Below are 13,637 nucleotides of genomic sequence, written 5' to 3' on the forward strand. Positions count from 1 at the left end.
GCACAGGAGCACCCGAGGACGTGAAATTGCCACAAACAAGAGAAGAGCAAGTCTGGCTCACGCCAGTGTTCATCGCCGAAGCAGGGCAGGAAGCAACGCTTCATGAGGCACTCTTTCGGCTGCAGTCCGCGAGCCGGGAAGACCCAGGCTGCCTGGAATACACCGTCTTCTCTGACGATCAGAGGCCCGGTACCTTCGTCCTCTTTGAGGGGTGGGCCAGCCGCGGGGACCTCGAGGCCCACAACGAAGAAAACCATGTCAAGGAATTCGTGAAAGAGGTGCATTCCCTGCTGGCCGTACCGTTCTCCATAACTCCCATCACTCCTCTTACCGGAAGGCGCTGACAGGGCCTGGGGCAGCAGTTGGCGTTCGCCCGCGCTGACGGAGGACGACGACGGCAGGTAGTCCTGCCGTCGACGTTCCATCCGCTGTTGCTGGCCGGGGGTTGGCATGTTTGACGCGGTCGCATCGGGCGCAGAACCTCCGCTTGAGTGACAGGGCAAAGCGTTACATGTAACGTTGAGGTATGGGTGTTAGAGACCGGGTTGCCCGGCACCGTGCCGTCATGCGCGAACGGGGCTTCCGGCAGATCCAGATGTGGGTGCCGGACGCGCGCACGGACGAGTTCAGGCGGGAGGCCGAACGTCAGGCGCTCGCGGTTGCCGCTGCCGACCGGGCCTTCGACGACCAGGACTTCGTCGAACAGATCTCGGAAGACTGGCCCGAGTGAACCGCGGTGAGCTGTGGACGGTATCCGGCGGAACCTATGCGCAGAAACCGCGGCCGGCGCTCATCATCCAGGATGACGTGTTCGGGAAATCAGAATCGATCACCCTACTCCCGCTGACCTCGCACCTCACTGACGCGCCATTGCTACGGCTGACGGTGGAGCCAAGCACCCTGACGGGATTGGCGCAGACCAGCCAGATCATGGTGGACAAGCTGACAACGGTGCGACGCGCGAACCTCGGCCAGCGAATCGGCAGAATCGATTCTGAAACCATGGTTGCCGTGGAGCAATCGCTCGCCGTCTTCCTCGGCCTGGCACGCTGATAGACCGGCGTCGGCAGGCAGTTCCGCCGTCGTCCCCTCCGACGCTCTCTCACTTAATGCGGGCTTTCCGCCGCGAACGCTCGGGCACTTCCGGGCGGGGGACGTACACAGGCAAGAAGCGCGCGGCCTCCCATTACATCAGTGCTGCGTTCCCAGCACGGAGTGGGCGATCAGCATGTCGAGCCGCCGGATGTCAGCCTTTTTGCCGAGTTTGATCTTGATATGCCCTGCCCGGGTCCACAGCTCCAGTTCTGCATCGAGGTCGAATGTCCCGGCGTTCTCGGACGACCACATGTTGATGGCTGAATAGGGGAGTGAATAAATCTCCACCTTCTTGCCCGTAAAGCCCTGTGCGTCACGGACAATCATGCGCTTGGTCGTGAAAATTGCGCTGTCCCGGAACGTCTTGTAGGCCGCTACGGGCTGCTCACCGCCGACCATGAGCTCCGCGACGTCTTGGGGAATCGGGCATTCCTCCACGAACATCCATGTAGCTACTGCGGCTGCTTCCATTACAAACTCCCCCTATTTGTTCCATGACCATGCCGAATTCCGGCTCCACCACGAGACTGACGCTTGACCAGCTGGGGGCCGCGTCGGGACCGGGCAAAGATCGGCTCTACCTGGAGGTCATTGCTACAGGTTGCGGCGGTCCAGGGCGTCGAACAACTCCTGCCACTCGGCCAGGTCGCGGTCCACGTCGCGCCGATGCGCCGTGTTCCATTTGGGCATGATGTCCTGCGTCAATTCCTGGGCGGTCGGCTTCTGGGCCGGCGGTTTGCGGGCAGGAGGCGCGTTCCGCTTTCGGGCAACTTGTCGCGGCGGTGCGGGGCGGACGCTGCGTTTTGAAGCGGCACGGACCTTATTCCTGCGGATGAGGAGAGCTACGAGGTCCACGGACCAACCAATCGACTTGCCGATGACCAGCAAGGTTCCCAGGAAAAGCCAGGCAGCCAGCAGGAAGCCGGCCCAAAGCAGTATTCCCATTGCTGAGAAAAGCAACACCATGGCCCATTTTATAGTCCGGATCCCCGCTATGGGATGAACTGCGGAAGAAGTGCTTCCCGCCTGATTCACTCGAGCTGGCTATTGGCTGCCCGCGTCAGGGCAGTGGCTGGCGTTCGCCCACGCTGACGGAGGACGACGACGGCAGGTAGTCCCGCCGTCGTCGTTCGAGGCGCCGCTGCTGGGCCGGCGACGGGATGCCGGCACGCTTACTGCGGTTGCACCTGGCGCACGCCGCCACGAAGTTCTGCAGGCTGGTGGACCCGCCCTTGGACCACGGATAGAAGTGGTCCCCGTGCTCGGCCGGGCGTGCGCAGCGCCGCCCGAACCCCGACTCCAGCTCGCACAGCCCGCCGGCCCGGGACATCCCCTCGCGTCGCTGCTGGCGGGTGAAGCGCCGAACCGGGTCCCGCCGTCGTACATCACCGGCGGTGACCACCGCGGCGACGATGCCCAGAACGACAATCACCAGCCCTGGCAGCACTGCCACGGCGACCACCCCGTCGACGAGTCCGCGAAGGACCTCCGGCGCCGGGCCGGCAACCGGCGCGGCCTTTGGCATAAGAGCTGTCATCACCGAGAAAGCCAGCCACAGCATCGCCGCCGAATACGCCAGCCGAAGGCCAATCCGCGTCCAATAGATTCGGCTTAATTCCTGCATAAAATTCCCCCATATTCATTTCCCGGAAAATCACAGCTTCCGGGTTTCTAGAGAATCGTATAGTCAAAAACAACAGAGCCCCGTGCAACAATGGCGCCATGACCCACGAGCCGCAGCAGCCCGCCGCACCGGCACCGGACAGCACCGACGCTCACGCATTCGACGCCGCCTACCAAGCCGCCCAAAAGAGCCTCGCCGAAGGCGGCGTCCCGATCGGAGCAGCTCTGGCGAGGGGCGGTGTGGTGATTGCGAGCGGACATAACGAACGGGTACAGAACGCCGACCCCATCGCGCATGGGGAGATGTCCGCGCTCCGCGCCGCCGGGCGGCAGAAGAGCTACCGGGACACCACGCTCTACACCACCCTCGCGCCGTGCGCCATGTGCGCCGGGACCATCATCCAGTTCAAGATCCCGCGGGTGGTGGTGGGGGAGGCGCAAACGTTCGACGGCGAACTGGAGCTTTTGCGGTCACGCGGCGTTGAGGTGGTGGTGCTGGAGGACCAGCGGTGCGTGGACATGATGCGCGCCTTCCAGGATTCCCATCCGGAGCTGTGGGCGGAGGACATCGCGGAAGAGGCCTGATTAGACCTGCGTCACTAACCGGTGTAAGGGTGGACGAATGAAAGCCGATATCAATTTCTACTTCGACCCGGTCTGCCCTTTCGCCTGGATGACCAGCAAATGGGTGCGGCTGGTGCAGGCCCAGCGCGACTACACCGTCGACTGGCGGTTCATCTCCCTGCGCCAGGTCAATGCCGAGGTTGACTATGACGCTCACTTTCCGCCGGAATACGAGGCCGGGCACACTGCCGGACTCCGGCTTCTGCGGGTGGCAGCCAGGGCCCGCGCGGAGCATGGCCGCGAGTCGATCGCCCGGCTGTATGAAGCGTTCGGGGCACACATCTTCGAAACTGCGCCGGACGCGGACCAGGGCACCGAGGGCGAGATGCGGGAGAGGCGCGGGACGCGGGAGTTTGTGGAGCCGATCCTCGCCGACGCCGGGTTGCCACTGGACCTCGCGGACGCTCTCGACGACGAGTCCTGGGACCTCGAAATCCGGCAGGAAACGGACGAGGCCCTTTCGCTGACAGGCAAGGACGTGGGCACGCCCATCATCCACTTTGAACCACCGACCGGCGTGGCCTTCTTCGGGCCGGTCATCAGCCGGCTGCCGGAGGGGGAGTCAGCCGCAGAGCTGTGGGACCACGTGGTGGGGCTGGCACGCTTCGGAGGTTTCGCCGAGCTCAAGCGCAGCCTGCGCGAGCAGCCTCAGCTGCCTGCCTTCGGAGTGGCCGCGAATACAGTGGGTCAGCAGGAGGACTGGCACGGCGGCAGCCGGCGTCAGAAGAAGTGAACGTTGGGAAGGATGAACCCATGAACGAGACCAGCATCCGCCAGTACCAGGACTCCATCACCGTCCAGGCCTCAGCCGAGACCCTTTATGACCTGGTCTCGGATATCACCCGCACCGGCGAATGGAGTCCGGTTTGTACATCGTGCTGGTGGGACGACGAGGACAGTGCCGGCCAGCCCGGGGCCTGGTTTACCGGGCGCAATGAGCTGCCGCAGCGGACCTGGGAGACACGGTCGCAGGTCGTGACTGCCGACCGCGGCCGTGAGTTCGCCTGGGTGGTAGGCGGCAAGTTTGTCCGGTGGGGCTTCACGATGACCCCGGCCGAAACCGGGACGACGCTCACCGAGTCTTGGGAATTCCTGCCGGATGGAATAGCCATGTTCGAGGAAAAATTCGGCGACGGCGCAGACGCCCAGATCGCCGACCGCACCCAGCACGCCCTCGACGGTATTCCGAAAACGCTCGCCGCGATCAAGCGGATCGCCGAATCCATCGATGCAAATGAGGAGGCCCGCTCCTAGGTGTGAGTCGGAACCATTATCCAGTTCAGGATCCGCCGCCTGGTGGCGGGGGAGACCCACACGTTCGACGGTGAACTCGAGCTCCTGCGCTCGCGCGGCGCGGCGGTGGTCCTGAGTATCTCGAAGCCGCCAGGAATATCTGGCCCAGACCGACCAGGAGCATTCGTCCGTCGGCGAGGAACGGCAGCAGGTTCACGCCATGCACTACGGCGATGGCACCAGCGATCCAGGCCGGGGCACCGGCAGGAATGGCGAGCAGGCACCAGATGATGCCGGCGGACGGCCCGGCGAGTGCGGTGAGGATGTTCTGCTTGCCGCCCAGGGGTGGGGTCTTTATCCAGACTTCGGTCATTGAATGGTGGACGGAGCATGCCGAAGGCTGGCGCAGCAGGGCGCGTGCGGTGAGCAGATGTGCAGTCTCATGGACGATGAGGGACGTGACGCTGACTATGAGGCCCGTCAATGCTGCCGACAGGGGAACGTCCGGCACCCCGGTTGCCACTGCGGCCACGGTCCCTGCTCCGACAAACAGGACGGCCATCACCAGCGCCGGTTTCAGCGCCGCCCTGGTCACGGCCAGCAGGGAAGCGGCGACGCTGCCCAAGACGGCGAGGCTGCCCCCTGGACCGCGGCGCCCGGTCACATCTCCGCCATGTCGGATCCGCGCAGTGCCAGCTTCCGGCCGATCACGAAGTACGCCGTCACCACCGCGGCCACCATGAGCAGCTGCAGCAGAACCCCGATCAGGAGATTTGCCGACATGGCAAGAACGGACTGGGCTGAGAAAGTCAGTCCGATCAGGCCGATAAGGGCGACGGCCTCGGACACCGCCCCGCCGATCGACTGGTCGCGGGACACCGGGAGCACCAGGCCAACGATGCAACTGGCACACAGTTCCACGAACAGCATCGGAAGGGTCATCACCAGCTCGAAGGGCTCCCATCCGGTCAGCAGCACCAGAGCCGTACCGTAGATGGCCATCATTGCGGACCACACGCCCACCACGGCCATGAATTTTGGCGCCACCCAGGCCGTGGGGCTCCCGGCGGTGCGGTAAATCCAGTGGTGCCTGCGGGTGGGGCCGTAGCAGCCGATGCCAATGGAACTGGCAACGGCCAAGGCGACGTACGTCAGGCCCAGGTCATCCGCGCCTGCGGCCGCTGCCGACACGACAGCGGCGATACAGAGCCCGTTAATGAACAGCAGCAGGACTGCATTGCTCGGATAGCGGATCCATTGCAGAAGCTCCAGGCGGAACAAGGAGTCGTCGCGTGCGGCCCGCGCCCGGAAGCGCAGCCGAAGGCCGGGGCGCCAAGGTGCCATGTCCGGCCTGGGTGCTGATTCGAGCAGACGCAGCATCCCGATCAGGAGAACCGGGAGGCCGAACGCGACGGCGGCCGCCCACCATGCGGGATCGGGCCCCCCAAGCAGCCAGGCCAGGACATCGCCGAGCGGCCGCAGCGGCCCGCCACTTTCCCTGCCGTTGAGCGGCATCGTGGCGATGAAGGCGAGGAGCAGCACCGCGGCGACGGCCAATCCGCTGATGCCTTGGATAATGACGGTGTTGCGGCCCAGGAGCCGCCCTCCGGCTACCTGCGTCACTTCGATCAGCACCTGGGTGGTCAGCGCGCCGAGCAGGGCTGCGTAGACGGCACTGCTCAATCCGATGACGGCCACCCGCACACTTCCGGCGAAAGCGAACTGCAGGGCAAGGGGTGCGGCGATCAGCAGCCCCCCGCACAGCCCGACTGCAACCGTAAGCCACCGGACTGCTGCCCTGGTGTGGGCCTGCCTGACCGGCAACACGGACAGCATCTCCGTCAGCAGGGTGCGGCTGGGGGCGTACAAGACGGCCATGAGTGTGGCAAGGGCCGGCATGGTGAACATGACACCGGCAACGGGACCGGCTATCTGCCACCCCGATTCCGCGTCGAGTCCCAACTGCCGGCCGAGTTCCACGCTCGACCAGGCAGTCCAGGCTGCCATGGCGGCGCCGATGCCAATCAGCAGTGACTTTGCCCGGGCCGGGGAGCCGAGTGAGCGGGCCAGATCGTTGAACCAGATCCGCCACGTGATGCTGTGGACTGCGGCAGTGACGGTGAACGCCCCCGGCGGTGCCGGGCTGCGGCGCAGCGGGAGCGTCACTGCTGACTGGCCTGGCGTTTCATGCCGCGGGAAACCAGCCAGATCAGGGCTCCGGCCAGCAGTGCAAGAAGAACCGGCCCCAGCGGGTTGAAAAACATGCTGGTTTCCGGTGCACCCGTGGCGGTGGTGGTCGATTCCACCACAACAAAAGCCGGCAGTGAGAAGTCGCCGTTCGTGACAAAGGTGATCAGGAAGACCGCTGCCAGCGTCAGCAGGGACAGCGCTGCTCCAAACCCGAGGGACTTAGCGAAGGTCATAATCTGCTCTTCTCCTATGTTCTGTCAGGGCAGCTGCAGCAACCGCTGCAGCTCCAGTTCTTTACCGAGCATTGCTGTGTGCAGGCCCGTGGCGTGGACAAACAGTTCTTCCAGGGACGCGGTGCCGTGACGTGCCATGAGGTCACCTGGTGCGCCTGCGGCCACCATCTTGCCCTGGGCCAGGATGACCACCGAACCACACATCCGTTCCGCCGCGGTGAGGTCGTGGGTTGCCAGGAGGACGGCGCCACCCTCTTCGGTAAAGGTCTTCAAGAGGGCGTTCATTAACAGCCCGGCTTCGGGGTCCAGTCCGCGCATCGGTTCATCCAGGATCAGCAGTTCGGGCCGGTGGGCCAGCGCGACGACCAGCTGAAGTTTGCGTTTCATTCCATGCGAGTACTCGCCCACATACTTCCCCAGGTGGGCCGAAAGTCCGAGCAGTTCCACCAACCCGTCCGCCGTCGCATCTGAAAACAGGGGGCGCAGCCGGCGGTAGAACGCGATCGTTTCGGAACCGGTGAGCGAATCCGGCATGGGCAGGTCATCCGGGAAAAAACCGAACCGGTCCTTGGCTTCCACCGAATCATGGGCGGCGCCGCCAACCAGGATCCGGCCGGAAGAAGCCCTGATAAATCCGGTGATGCAATGTATGGTGGTGGACTTGCCTGACCCGTTCGGTCCCAGAAGTCCGGTTATTTGTCCGGCCCCGACCGTAAAGGACAAGTTTTCGATCCCGGGCCGGGACCCATACATTTTGGTTAATTCCGCTACCTGCAGCGGGTCAGGCAAGTCCATTTTCAGTCCTTAATTAGCGGGCTTCGGCCTTAGTAGCAACCAAGCTTAATGCCGATCTTGATGCCCCAGGGACCCTTGACCGCTTCGATGTGTCCGGTAAATCCACGGTAACCGGCGTTCCGGCAGTAGATCCACGCGATGGCCGCGGCGATAACGAAGATGCCGATGAGGACAAGCCATACCCAGCGGAAACCGTTGGATTTGTCCAAGGCGGAATCAACAGCACGCGCGATGGTGTTCTGAGTGGCGACATGGGCGCCGATTGCATAATCGGTCAGAGCTAACAGCATCGAATACCTTCTTACGGATACGAGTGATTTGTAAAATGGCAAACTACAACGGATTACCCCCAAAATAACCGCGGCTCGAATCCGCCAGGCACAGACTATACGGAAGCAAATCCGGAAATCAATAGGAAAATCCAGACGTTTTACTATCGTTTCGAGATGATGGACGAAAGCACGGGGAAGGGGCGGCGGCTCTTCCGCCGTCGTGCGCCCGCCTTTCGCCGCGGCCTCCACGGCGCACGCACGGAAGTGCCCCCGCCAGCCGGCGGGGGCACTTCGGTCGCAGCAGCCGTCAGTCCCTTATCCCAGGAGGATGGTGATGAGCCTGATGGAGGAGCTGATGATGGCGATGAGGCCTACGACGGCGAAGACGTTGTGCCACCACTTGTTGCGGAGGTCGCCCATGACGGCGGTCTTGTTGGCCATGGTCACGATCAGGATTCCGAGCAGTGGCGCGATGAGCACGGTGAGGGACTGGGCGATCACGATGAGCCCGACGGGCGAGGACTGGAAGGACAGGGTGATGATCAGTCCGAAGGCCAGGATCAGTCCGGTGAAGACACGGGCGGTGGGGGATCCCGCCTTGGGGCCGCGGCCCAGCGCGTCGGAGAGCATGGTGCCGCCGGCGGTGGCGTTGGCGATCATGGAGGAGAACGCTGCTCCGGACAGGCCCAAAGCGAACACCATCGAGCCGACCGGTCCCGCCAGTGGTGTGAAGACGGAGGCAAGGGCGTTGATGGTGCCGGCCTCGCCGCCGGTCTTTCCGAGTACTGCGGCGGCGACGAGGATGACCAGGGCGGTCATGATCCCGGGAGCCACGATGCCGGGGATGGTATCCGCGAGGGTGATGTCCCGGTAGTCGGCACGGGTGCGCCGGTGTTCCTTCACTCCGTACGAGGTGTAGAAGGCGGCGTTGATGGAGAAATTGGTGCCCACCAGCGCCACGATGAGGATCTCACTGCCCGCCGGCAGTTGGGGGACCATGCCGGCCATGGACCGGTACCAGTCGGGCTGGGCCACGATAGTGCTGGCGATGAAGGCCAGGCCCATGAGGACCACGATCCCCAGGAGGACCTTTTCCACGACGCCGTAGACGTTCCGGAACGCAAGGACAAAGCCGACGGCGGCAGTACAGACGACCGTCCACAGCACCGGGGATCCTCCGAAGACCAGGGACAGGCCCAGGCCCGATCCCACGGCGTTGCCGACGGAGAACATCAGGGTGATGCCGAAGACGCCGAAGCCTGCCAGCACGCCGACCCATTTGCCCAGGTGCTCCTTGATCGAGCTGATCAGGGAGACGGGGGTGACGATGCCGAGCCGGACGCTCATGTCCGTGAAGAAGATCATCAGGACGGTGGAGACGGCGATGACCCAGACGAGGGAGTAATCGAACCGGCTGCCGGCCTGCACGGCAGTGGTGAGGTTGCCGGGACCGAACTGCCATGCCCCGACCACGAAGGCCGGGCCCATGAGGGCAAGGTAGCCCAGGAACGTGCGTTGTTTCTTGGTGGTCCCCTGGTGAGGGGTTCCGTGCTGCGTTGCCATCTGCTCGTCCCTGGTGCCGGGGTGTGTGATGGTCCTATTCTGCTCGCGCATTGGCGAGTCCTCCTTATTCAGCGGCGTTGCTGGGTGGTCGTCATTGACCGGAATGGAGAGTGTGAAGCTTTGGGGCCGGGCGGCGGGTAGCGGGACCCGCCGCCCGGAAGGATCCGTGAAGGGGTGGATCAGACGCGGGCGGTGACGCTGCCCAGGTTGGCGGACTTCAGGGCCAGCGCGATCTCCTGGTCCGCACCCTCTGCCAGGGGAAGCAGCGGCGGGCGGACTGTGGCGTGCTCGAGGATGCCGCGGGCCACCAGGCCTTCCTTGAGGGCGACGGTGCCTTCCATGTGGGAACCACGGTGGTACACGTTCTTGGTCACCGGCAGGAGGCGGTCATGGATGGCACGCGCTGCCTTGTAGTCACCGGCCTTGCCGGCGGCGATGAGCTCCACCAGGGGCTCCGGTGCCAGTCCGCCGTAGCCGACCAGGGCGCCGTCGACGTCGAACATGGTGTGCAGCAGGTATTCGTCGTGGCAGGTGAGGATCTGCAGGTCAGGGAAGGTGGCGCGCAGGACCGGGATCTCGGTGTCCCAGCGCTTCATGTTCCGGACACCGTTCTTGGTGGCGAACACGCCCTCCTGGCCGGCGATCTCGAGCTGGGTTTCCAGGTCGTAGGTTGCCTTGGTGGCGTCCGGGTACTGGAACAGGATCAGCGGCAGGCCGGAGGTTTCGTAGATTTCCTTGTAGCGGGTCTGTGGTGCGCCCTTCTGGTAGCCGAAGCGGAGCCAGCCGTGGGACGGGTACACCAGGCCTGCCGAAGCGCCGGCTTCCACCGCCCGCTTGGCTTCAAGGGCTGCGACGGTGTTTCCTTCGCCGGTGATGCCGGCGATGATGGGGATCTCGCCGTTTACGGCGTTCTTGAATTCGCGAATCACCAGGGCCTGCTCGTCCTGGGTCAGGAACGTTCCTTCGCCGGCGTGGCCCAGGACCACCAGGCCCTTGACGCCCTCGACGCTGGCCAGCCAACCGCCCAAGCGGTGGATCGCGTCGACGTCGACGCTGCCGTCGCGGTTGAACGGGGTGACGGGTGCGGGGACCAGCCCACGGAGATCGATGGTCATTGGAACTACCTCATGTCTTCTTTGATGGTCGGCCGTCCCGCCGTGTCGTGAAAACGTTTGCGGGAACGTTTTCAAGTTTGCACGTGTCCCAGCTCACTGTCAAGAGAACGTTTGCAAAAAGGGGAATAGAGTGTCTGTTACACGCCTGCTGAAGAGGAGAACAGCCCATGGAACCGGCCACCCCGGGCACCATCGTCACGCTCAAGGACGTCGCGGCAGCGAGCGGCGTGAGCATCTCCACGGCCAGCCGGGCGCTGGATGAGCGGACAACATCCCGCTCCGCGGCTGCTGCGCATGTGCGAAAAGTCGCCGAAGAACTCGGCTACCGGCGGAACTCCTTCGCCTCCAGCCTGCGGCGGGGAGAGACCCGCACGCTCGGCGTCCTCGTCCCGCGGCTGAGCGACACCGTCATGGCGCTGATGTTCGAAGAGCTGGAACGGGCGGCGTCCTCGCGCGGCTACTTCGCCATGGTGGCCACCAGTGGCGATGACCCGGACGATGAACGGCGTGCCGCCGAGACCCTGCTGGACCGCAACGTGGACGGGCTGATCCTGGCTACGGCCAGGCTCGACGACGGCCTTCCGCTCTTCCTGCGCGAACGCCGCGTCCCGCACGCCCTGGTGCTGCGCACTGACGGCGTCAGCCCGTCAGCACTGGGCGACGACGAAGTGGGCGGCTACCTCGCCGTACGCCACCTCATCGACTTGGGGCACCGAGACATCGCAGTCGTCACGGGACCATCGTTCACCTCCACGGGCATCGCCCGCCTGGCCGGCGCCCGCAAGGCCATGGACGAAGCAGGGATCACCCCGCCCGGGCCCTGGCTCGTGGCGGCAGGCTATGGCATTGAAAACGGCTTCGCTGCCGGGGAATCGCTCCTGGCCGGGAGCGATAGGAGACGGCCGAGCGCAGTGTTTGCCGCCAACGACAACACCGCCATGGGCATCATGGCGGCCGCCCACCGCCACGACCTGAGAATCGGATCTGATCTGGCACTGGTCGGCTACAACGACACACCGCTGTCCGCCAGGCTGCCCACCCCGCTGACCTCGGTGCATGTACCCCTGGACCAGATCGCCAGGACGGCCATCGACCTCATCATCGACCCAACCCAGGAACCCCGGATCAGGAAGTCGATCCCCACGCTCATTCCGCGTGAATCGAGCGGCCCGCCGCGCCAGCAGGGGTAACTCGTGGCCGTTGAGACCCGTGCTGCTGGACGGTCCAGCGCTTAGCTGAAGTTCTCGTACCGGGCCTTGCCCGTATGCTTGGCCCGGTACATCGCTGCGTCGGCCTCCCGCAGCAGCTCGGAAAGATCAGGGAACTGCCCGGCCCGCCGGGCGACTCCCATGCTCAGGGACACGCCGACCGGCCGTCCGCCCACCATGAACGGTTCATTCGTGGCAGCGTAGATGCGTTCTATGACTGACTCCGTGGGCGGGCTGTTGGCGTCCTTGCCGAAAACCACGACGGCGAACTCGTCGCCTCCCAGCCGGGCGACGACGTCGTGCGCGCGGACGCTGGACCGGAGCCGCCGGGCGAGCTGGACGAGCAGTTCGTCGCCTCCCTCGTGGCCCAGGGAATCATTGACGTCCTTGAAATCGTCGATGTCGATGAACAGAAGGCCGACGCTGGGAGGCCCGGGGGCATCGTCCTGTTCGAACCATGCCGCCAGGCGCTCGGCAAGGCCGGCACGGTTCACCAGCCCCGTCAGGGCATCATGCGTGGCCCGATACGTCAGGCTCTGGTGGCTGTCCTCAAGCGCGGCAGCCATCCCGTTGAACGCCACCGCCACTTCGCCCAGTTCATCGCGCCGGGCCACCTCCACGCGGTAGCCGAAGTCCCCGGCCTGCAGTTTCTGCACGCCCTGCCGCAGGCTGTTCACCGGCCGGATCAGGTCCGTCACCATACGGCGCCGGAAGTACAGTGTGACGCCGATCGCCGCCAAGAGCAGTCCAATCCTGGCGATCGTCAGGAGCCGCTCCATTGCGCTGGTATCCACGAGCCCGCTGTTCAGCGCTTGGATCGAGGAACGCTGGACCTCGCTCAGGTGCGTCCGGACCTTCGAACCCGCAGCCGCCAAATCCGTCCCGGCAGCAGGATCGTTCCCGGCATGGTTCAGAGCGGCTGCCCCCCAAAGGCCACCCTTTTCCAGGCCCGACTGCCAGTACTGCCGCGCCCGGGACAGGATTTCGGAACGGCCGCGGTCTCCGGTCTCGGCAGCAGCCTGGAAGAGCTCCTCGATGTCCTGTTGTTCGAGAACAAAAGCCTCCCTGTTGACCCGGGCCCCGGAGAGCAGCTGATGCCCCAACTGTTCGTGCCCGTCGACCGCTTCAGCCAGCGTAGCCACACTGGCGTACTCGGCCTGGAGCCGCGCGGCAGCGCCTTCAACCTGGCCCAGCACGGAACGGACTCCCACGATGGTGATCACGGCGCCCAGCAGCAGTGCGAGCAGCATCACAATGAACGCCCGGGACCATTCCCGCTGCAGGCTCCACGTGGCCGGCGATGCTGTGCTCTTATCCATGGTGTCCTCGGGCGAAGGGATTTTAGGCTCTACTCGACCGCAAGTTCCCCGAGCCTGGACCAGCCGTCCACCTTCACATTGATGATGTCCGGGGTCCGGGCCAGGTACGCCGGCAGTTCGGCGGTGGCCTTCTTGAAGTGAAGCGAGTTCACATGCGCTCCGCCGGCCTCGTCATCACGGAAGGCTTCGATCAGGACGTAGGTATTGGGGTCCTCCACGGAACGGGACCACTCGAAGAGCAGACAGCCTTCTTCTGCGTTGGTCCCTTCCGTGAATTCGCGGGAGATCTCCGGCCACGCGTCGGCGTGCTCCGGCTTGACCGGGAACTTGGCGGTAATGAAAATCAACTGTTTTCCTTTCTTTGCTG

At 64.5% G+C, this 13,637-nt stretch carries 19 protein-coding genes; 7 read left to right on the top strand and 12 right to left on the bottom strand.

Annotation, left to right across the window (positions count from 1 at the left end; all coding sequences use genetic code 11):
• The first annotated feature begins 20 nt into the window (after window positions 1-20).
• The 3 genes from ACFWIX_RS05925 (at window position 21) to ACFWIX_RS05935 (ending at window position 1,053) form a co-directional block, all read left to right on the top strand.
• Window positions 21-344 carry a putative quinol monooxygenase gene (locus ACFWIX_RS05925; protein ID WP_377215188.1) on the top strand — a complete coding sequence of 108 codons (324 nt, stop codon included), beginning with the start codon at window positions 21-23 and terminating at the stop codon, window positions 342-344.
• A gap of 182 nt (window positions 345-526) precedes the next feature.
• The gene (locus ACFWIX_RS05930) at window positions 527-730 is read left to right on the top strand and encodes an antitoxin MazE-like protein (protein WP_377215189.1); all 204 of its coding nucleotides are present in this window, start codon (window positions 527-529) and stop codon (window positions 728-730) included.
• A complete protein-coding gene (locus ACFWIX_RS05935; RefSeq protein ID WP_377215190.1) occupies window positions 727-1,053 on the top strand; it encodes a type II toxin-antitoxin system PemK/MazF family toxin in 327 nt (108 codons plus the stop codon). The genes ACFWIX_RS05930 and ACFWIX_RS05935 overlap by 4 nt, the downstream gene beginning before the upstream one ends.
• Window positions 1,054-1,191: 138 nt before the next feature.
• Here ACFWIX_RS05935 and ACFWIX_RS05940 read toward each other — a convergent pair whose 3' ends face one another.
• From ACFWIX_RS05940 to ACFWIX_RS05950, 3 genes are all read right to left on the bottom strand, one after another.
• Window positions 1,192-1,566, bottom strand: coding sequence for a PH domain-containing protein (locus ACFWIX_RS05940; protein WP_377215191.1), 375 nt, complete (start codon window positions 1,564-1,566; stop codon window positions 1,192-1,194).
• Window positions 1,567-1,689: 123 nt separating this feature from the next.
• Window positions 1,690-2,061 carry a hypothetical protein gene (locus ACFWIX_RS05945; protein ID WP_377215192.1) on the bottom strand — a complete coding sequence of 124 codons (372 nt, stop codon included), beginning with the start codon at window positions 2,059-2,061 and terminating at the stop codon, window positions 1,690-1,692.
• Window positions 2,062-2,155: 94 nt separating this feature from the next.
• Window positions 2,156-2,719, bottom strand: coding sequence for an HNH endonuclease (locus ACFWIX_RS05950; protein WP_377215193.1), 564 nt, complete (start codon window positions 2,717-2,719; stop codon window positions 2,156-2,158).
• Window positions 2,720-2,817: 98 nt separating this feature from the next.
• Between ACFWIX_RS05950 and ACFWIX_RS05955 the strand changes: the two genes are divergently transcribed.
• Genes ACFWIX_RS05955 through ACFWIX_RS05965 form a run of 3 tightly spaced genes read left to right on the top strand, consistent with a single transcriptional unit; the run spans window position 2,818 to window position 4,596 of the window.
• On the top strand, window positions 2,818-3,303 hold the full coding sequence (locus ACFWIX_RS05955) for a nucleoside deaminase (protein ID WP_377215194.1): 486 nt from the start codon (window positions 2,818-2,820) through the stop codon (window positions 3,301-3,303).
• Window positions 3,304-3,340: 37 nt separating this feature from the next.
• Entirely contained in the window at window positions 3,341-4,075 is a 735-nt protein-coding gene (locus ACFWIX_RS05960; protein WP_377215195.1) for a hypothetical protein, read from the top strand.
• Window positions 4,076-4,095: 20 nt separating this feature from the next.
• Window positions 4,096-4,596, top strand: coding sequence for an SRPBCC family protein (locus ACFWIX_RS05965; protein ID WP_377215196.1), 501 nt, complete (start codon window positions 4,096-4,098; stop codon window positions 4,594-4,596).
• A gap of 25 nt (window positions 4,597-4,621) precedes the next feature.
• On the opposite strand, the gene ACFWIX_RS05970 is transcribed toward ACFWIX_RS05965, so the two are convergent.
• From ACFWIX_RS05970 to ACFWIX_RS06000, 7 genes are all read right to left on the bottom strand, one after another.
• Window positions 4,622-5,200 (bottom strand): hypothetical protein, encoded by a 579-nt coding sequence (locus ACFWIX_RS05970; protein WP_377215197.1) that lies wholly within the window; start codon window positions 5,198-5,200, stop codon window positions 4,622-4,624.
• Between the two features lie 35 nt (window positions 5,201-5,235).
• The gene (locus ACFWIX_RS05975; protein ID WP_377215198.1) at window positions 5,236-6,741 is read right to left on the bottom strand and encodes a hypothetical protein; all 1,506 of its coding nucleotides are present in this window, start codon (window positions 6,739-6,741) and stop codon (window positions 5,236-5,238) included.
• The gene (locus ACFWIX_RS05980; protein WP_377215199.1) at window positions 6,738-6,998 is read right to left on the bottom strand and encodes a hypothetical protein; all 261 of its coding nucleotides are present in this window, start codon (window positions 6,996-6,998) and stop codon (window positions 6,738-6,740) included. Before ACFWIX_RS05980 ends, ACFWIX_RS05975 begins: the two co-directional genes overlap by 4 nt.
• Window positions 6,999-7,022: 24 nt before the next feature.
• The gene (locus tag ACFWIX_RS05985; protein WP_377215200.1) at window positions 7,023-7,793 is read right to left on the bottom strand and encodes an ABC transporter ATP-binding protein; all 771 of its coding nucleotides are present in this window, start codon (window positions 7,791-7,793) and stop codon (window positions 7,023-7,025) included.
• Window positions 7,794-7,822: 29 nt separating this feature from the next.
• The gene (locus ACFWIX_RS05990) at window positions 7,823-8,083 is read right to left on the bottom strand and encodes a hypothetical protein (RefSeq protein WP_377215201.1); all 261 of its coding nucleotides are present in this window, start codon (window positions 8,081-8,083) and stop codon (window positions 7,823-7,825) included.
• Between the two features lie 297 nt (window positions 8,084-8,380).
• On the bottom strand, window positions 8,381-9,679 hold the full coding sequence (locus ACFWIX_RS05995) for an Nramp family divalent metal transporter (RefSeq protein WP_377215202.1): 1,299 nt from the start codon (window positions 9,677-9,679) through the stop codon (window positions 8,381-8,383).
• A gap of 128 nt (window positions 9,680-9,807) precedes the next feature.
• The gene (locus ACFWIX_RS06000; RefSeq protein ID WP_377215203.1) at window positions 9,808-10,743 is read right to left on the bottom strand and encodes a dihydrodipicolinate synthase family protein; all 936 of its coding nucleotides are present in this window, start codon (window positions 10,741-10,743) and stop codon (window positions 9,808-9,810) included.
• Window positions 10,744-10,910: 167 nt separating this feature from the next.
• Here ACFWIX_RS06000 and ACFWIX_RS06005 point away from each other — a divergent pair, with 167 nt between their 5' ends.
• A complete protein-coding gene (locus ACFWIX_RS06005; RefSeq protein ID WP_377215204.1) occupies window positions 10,911-11,933 on the top strand; it encodes a LacI family DNA-binding transcriptional regulator in 1,023 nt (340 codons plus the stop codon).
• Window positions 11,934-11,974: 41 nt separating this feature from the next.
• On the opposite strand, the gene ACFWIX_RS06010 is transcribed toward ACFWIX_RS06005, so the two are convergent.
• Both ACFWIX_RS06010 and ACFWIX_RS06015 read right to left on the bottom strand, forming a co-directional pair.
• Complete coding sequence (locus ACFWIX_RS06010) at window positions 11,975-13,270, bottom strand: diguanylate cyclase domain-containing protein (protein ID WP_377215205.1); 1,296 nt, start codon at window positions 13,268-13,270, stop codon at window positions 11,975-11,977.
• Window positions 13,271-13,299: 29 nt separating this feature from the next.
• Window positions 13,300-13,617, bottom strand: coding sequence for a putative quinol monooxygenase (locus tag ACFWIX_RS06015; protein WP_377215206.1), 318 nt, complete (start codon window positions 13,615-13,617; stop codon window positions 13,300-13,302).
• Window positions 13,618-13,637: the final 20 nt, after the last annotated feature.

The sequence above is a fragment of the Pseudarthrobacter sp. NPDC058362 genome (assembly GCF_042723515.1).
Taxonomy (GTDB): domain Bacteria; phylum Actinomycetota; class Actinomycetes; order Actinomycetales; family Micrococcaceae; genus Arthrobacter.

Bases quoted from the DNA above. Each gene is read 5' to 3' on its own strand.
- ACFWIX_RS05930 (WP_377215189.1), top strand. From the start codon at position 527: ATGGGTGTTAGAGACCGGGTTGCCCGGCACCGTGCCGTCATGCGCGAA.
- ACFWIX_RS05940 (WP_377215191.1), bottom strand. From the start codon at position 1,566: ATGGAAGCAGCCGCAGTAGCTACATGGATGTTCGTGGAGGAATGCCCG.
- ACFWIX_RS05945 (WP_377215192.1), bottom strand. From the start codon at position 2,061: ATGGTGTTGCTTTTCTCAGCAATGGGAATACTGCTTTGGGCCGGCTTC.
- ACFWIX_RS05950 (WP_377215193.1), bottom strand. From the start codon at position 2,719: ATGCAGGAATTAAGCCGAATCTATTGGACGCGGATTGGCCTTCGGCTG.
- ACFWIX_RS05955 (WP_377215194.1), top strand. From the start codon at position 2,818: ATGACCCACGAGCCGCAGCAGCCCGCCGCACCGGCACCGGACAGCACC.
- ACFWIX_RS05960 (WP_377215195.1), top strand. From the start codon at position 3,341: ATGAAAGCCGATATCAATTTCTACTTCGACCCGGTCTGCCCTTTCGCC.
- ACFWIX_RS05965 (WP_377215196.1), top strand. From the start codon at position 4,096: ATGAACGAGACCAGCATCCGCCAGTACCAGGACTCCATCACCGTCCAG.
- ACFWIX_RS05980 (WP_377215199.1), bottom strand. From the start codon at position 6,998: ATGACCTTCGCTAAGTCCCTCGGGTTTGGAGCAGCGCTGTCCCTGCTG.
- ACFWIX_RS05985 (WP_377215200.1), bottom strand. From the start codon at position 7,793: ATGGACTTGCCTGACCCGCTGCAGGTAGCGGAATTAACCAAAATGTAT.
- ACFWIX_RS05990 (WP_377215201.1), bottom strand. From the start codon at position 8,083: ATGCTGTTAGCTCTGACCGATTATGCAATCGGCGCCCATGTCGCCACT.
- ACFWIX_RS05995 (WP_377215202.1), bottom strand. From the start codon at position 9,679: ATGCGCGAGCAGAATAGGACCATCACACACCCCGGCACCAGGGACGAG.
- ACFWIX_RS06000 (WP_377215203.1), bottom strand. From the start codon at position 10,743: ATGACCATCGATCTCCGTGGGCTGGTCCCCGCACCCGTCACCCCGTTC.
- ACFWIX_RS06005 (WP_377215204.1), top strand. From the start codon at position 10,911: ATGGAACCGGCCACCCCGGGCACCATCGTCACGCTCAAGGACGTCGCG.
- ACFWIX_RS06010 (WP_377215205.1), bottom strand. From the start codon at position 13,270: ATGGATAAGAGCACAGCATCGCCGGCCACGTGGAGCCTGCAGCGGGAA.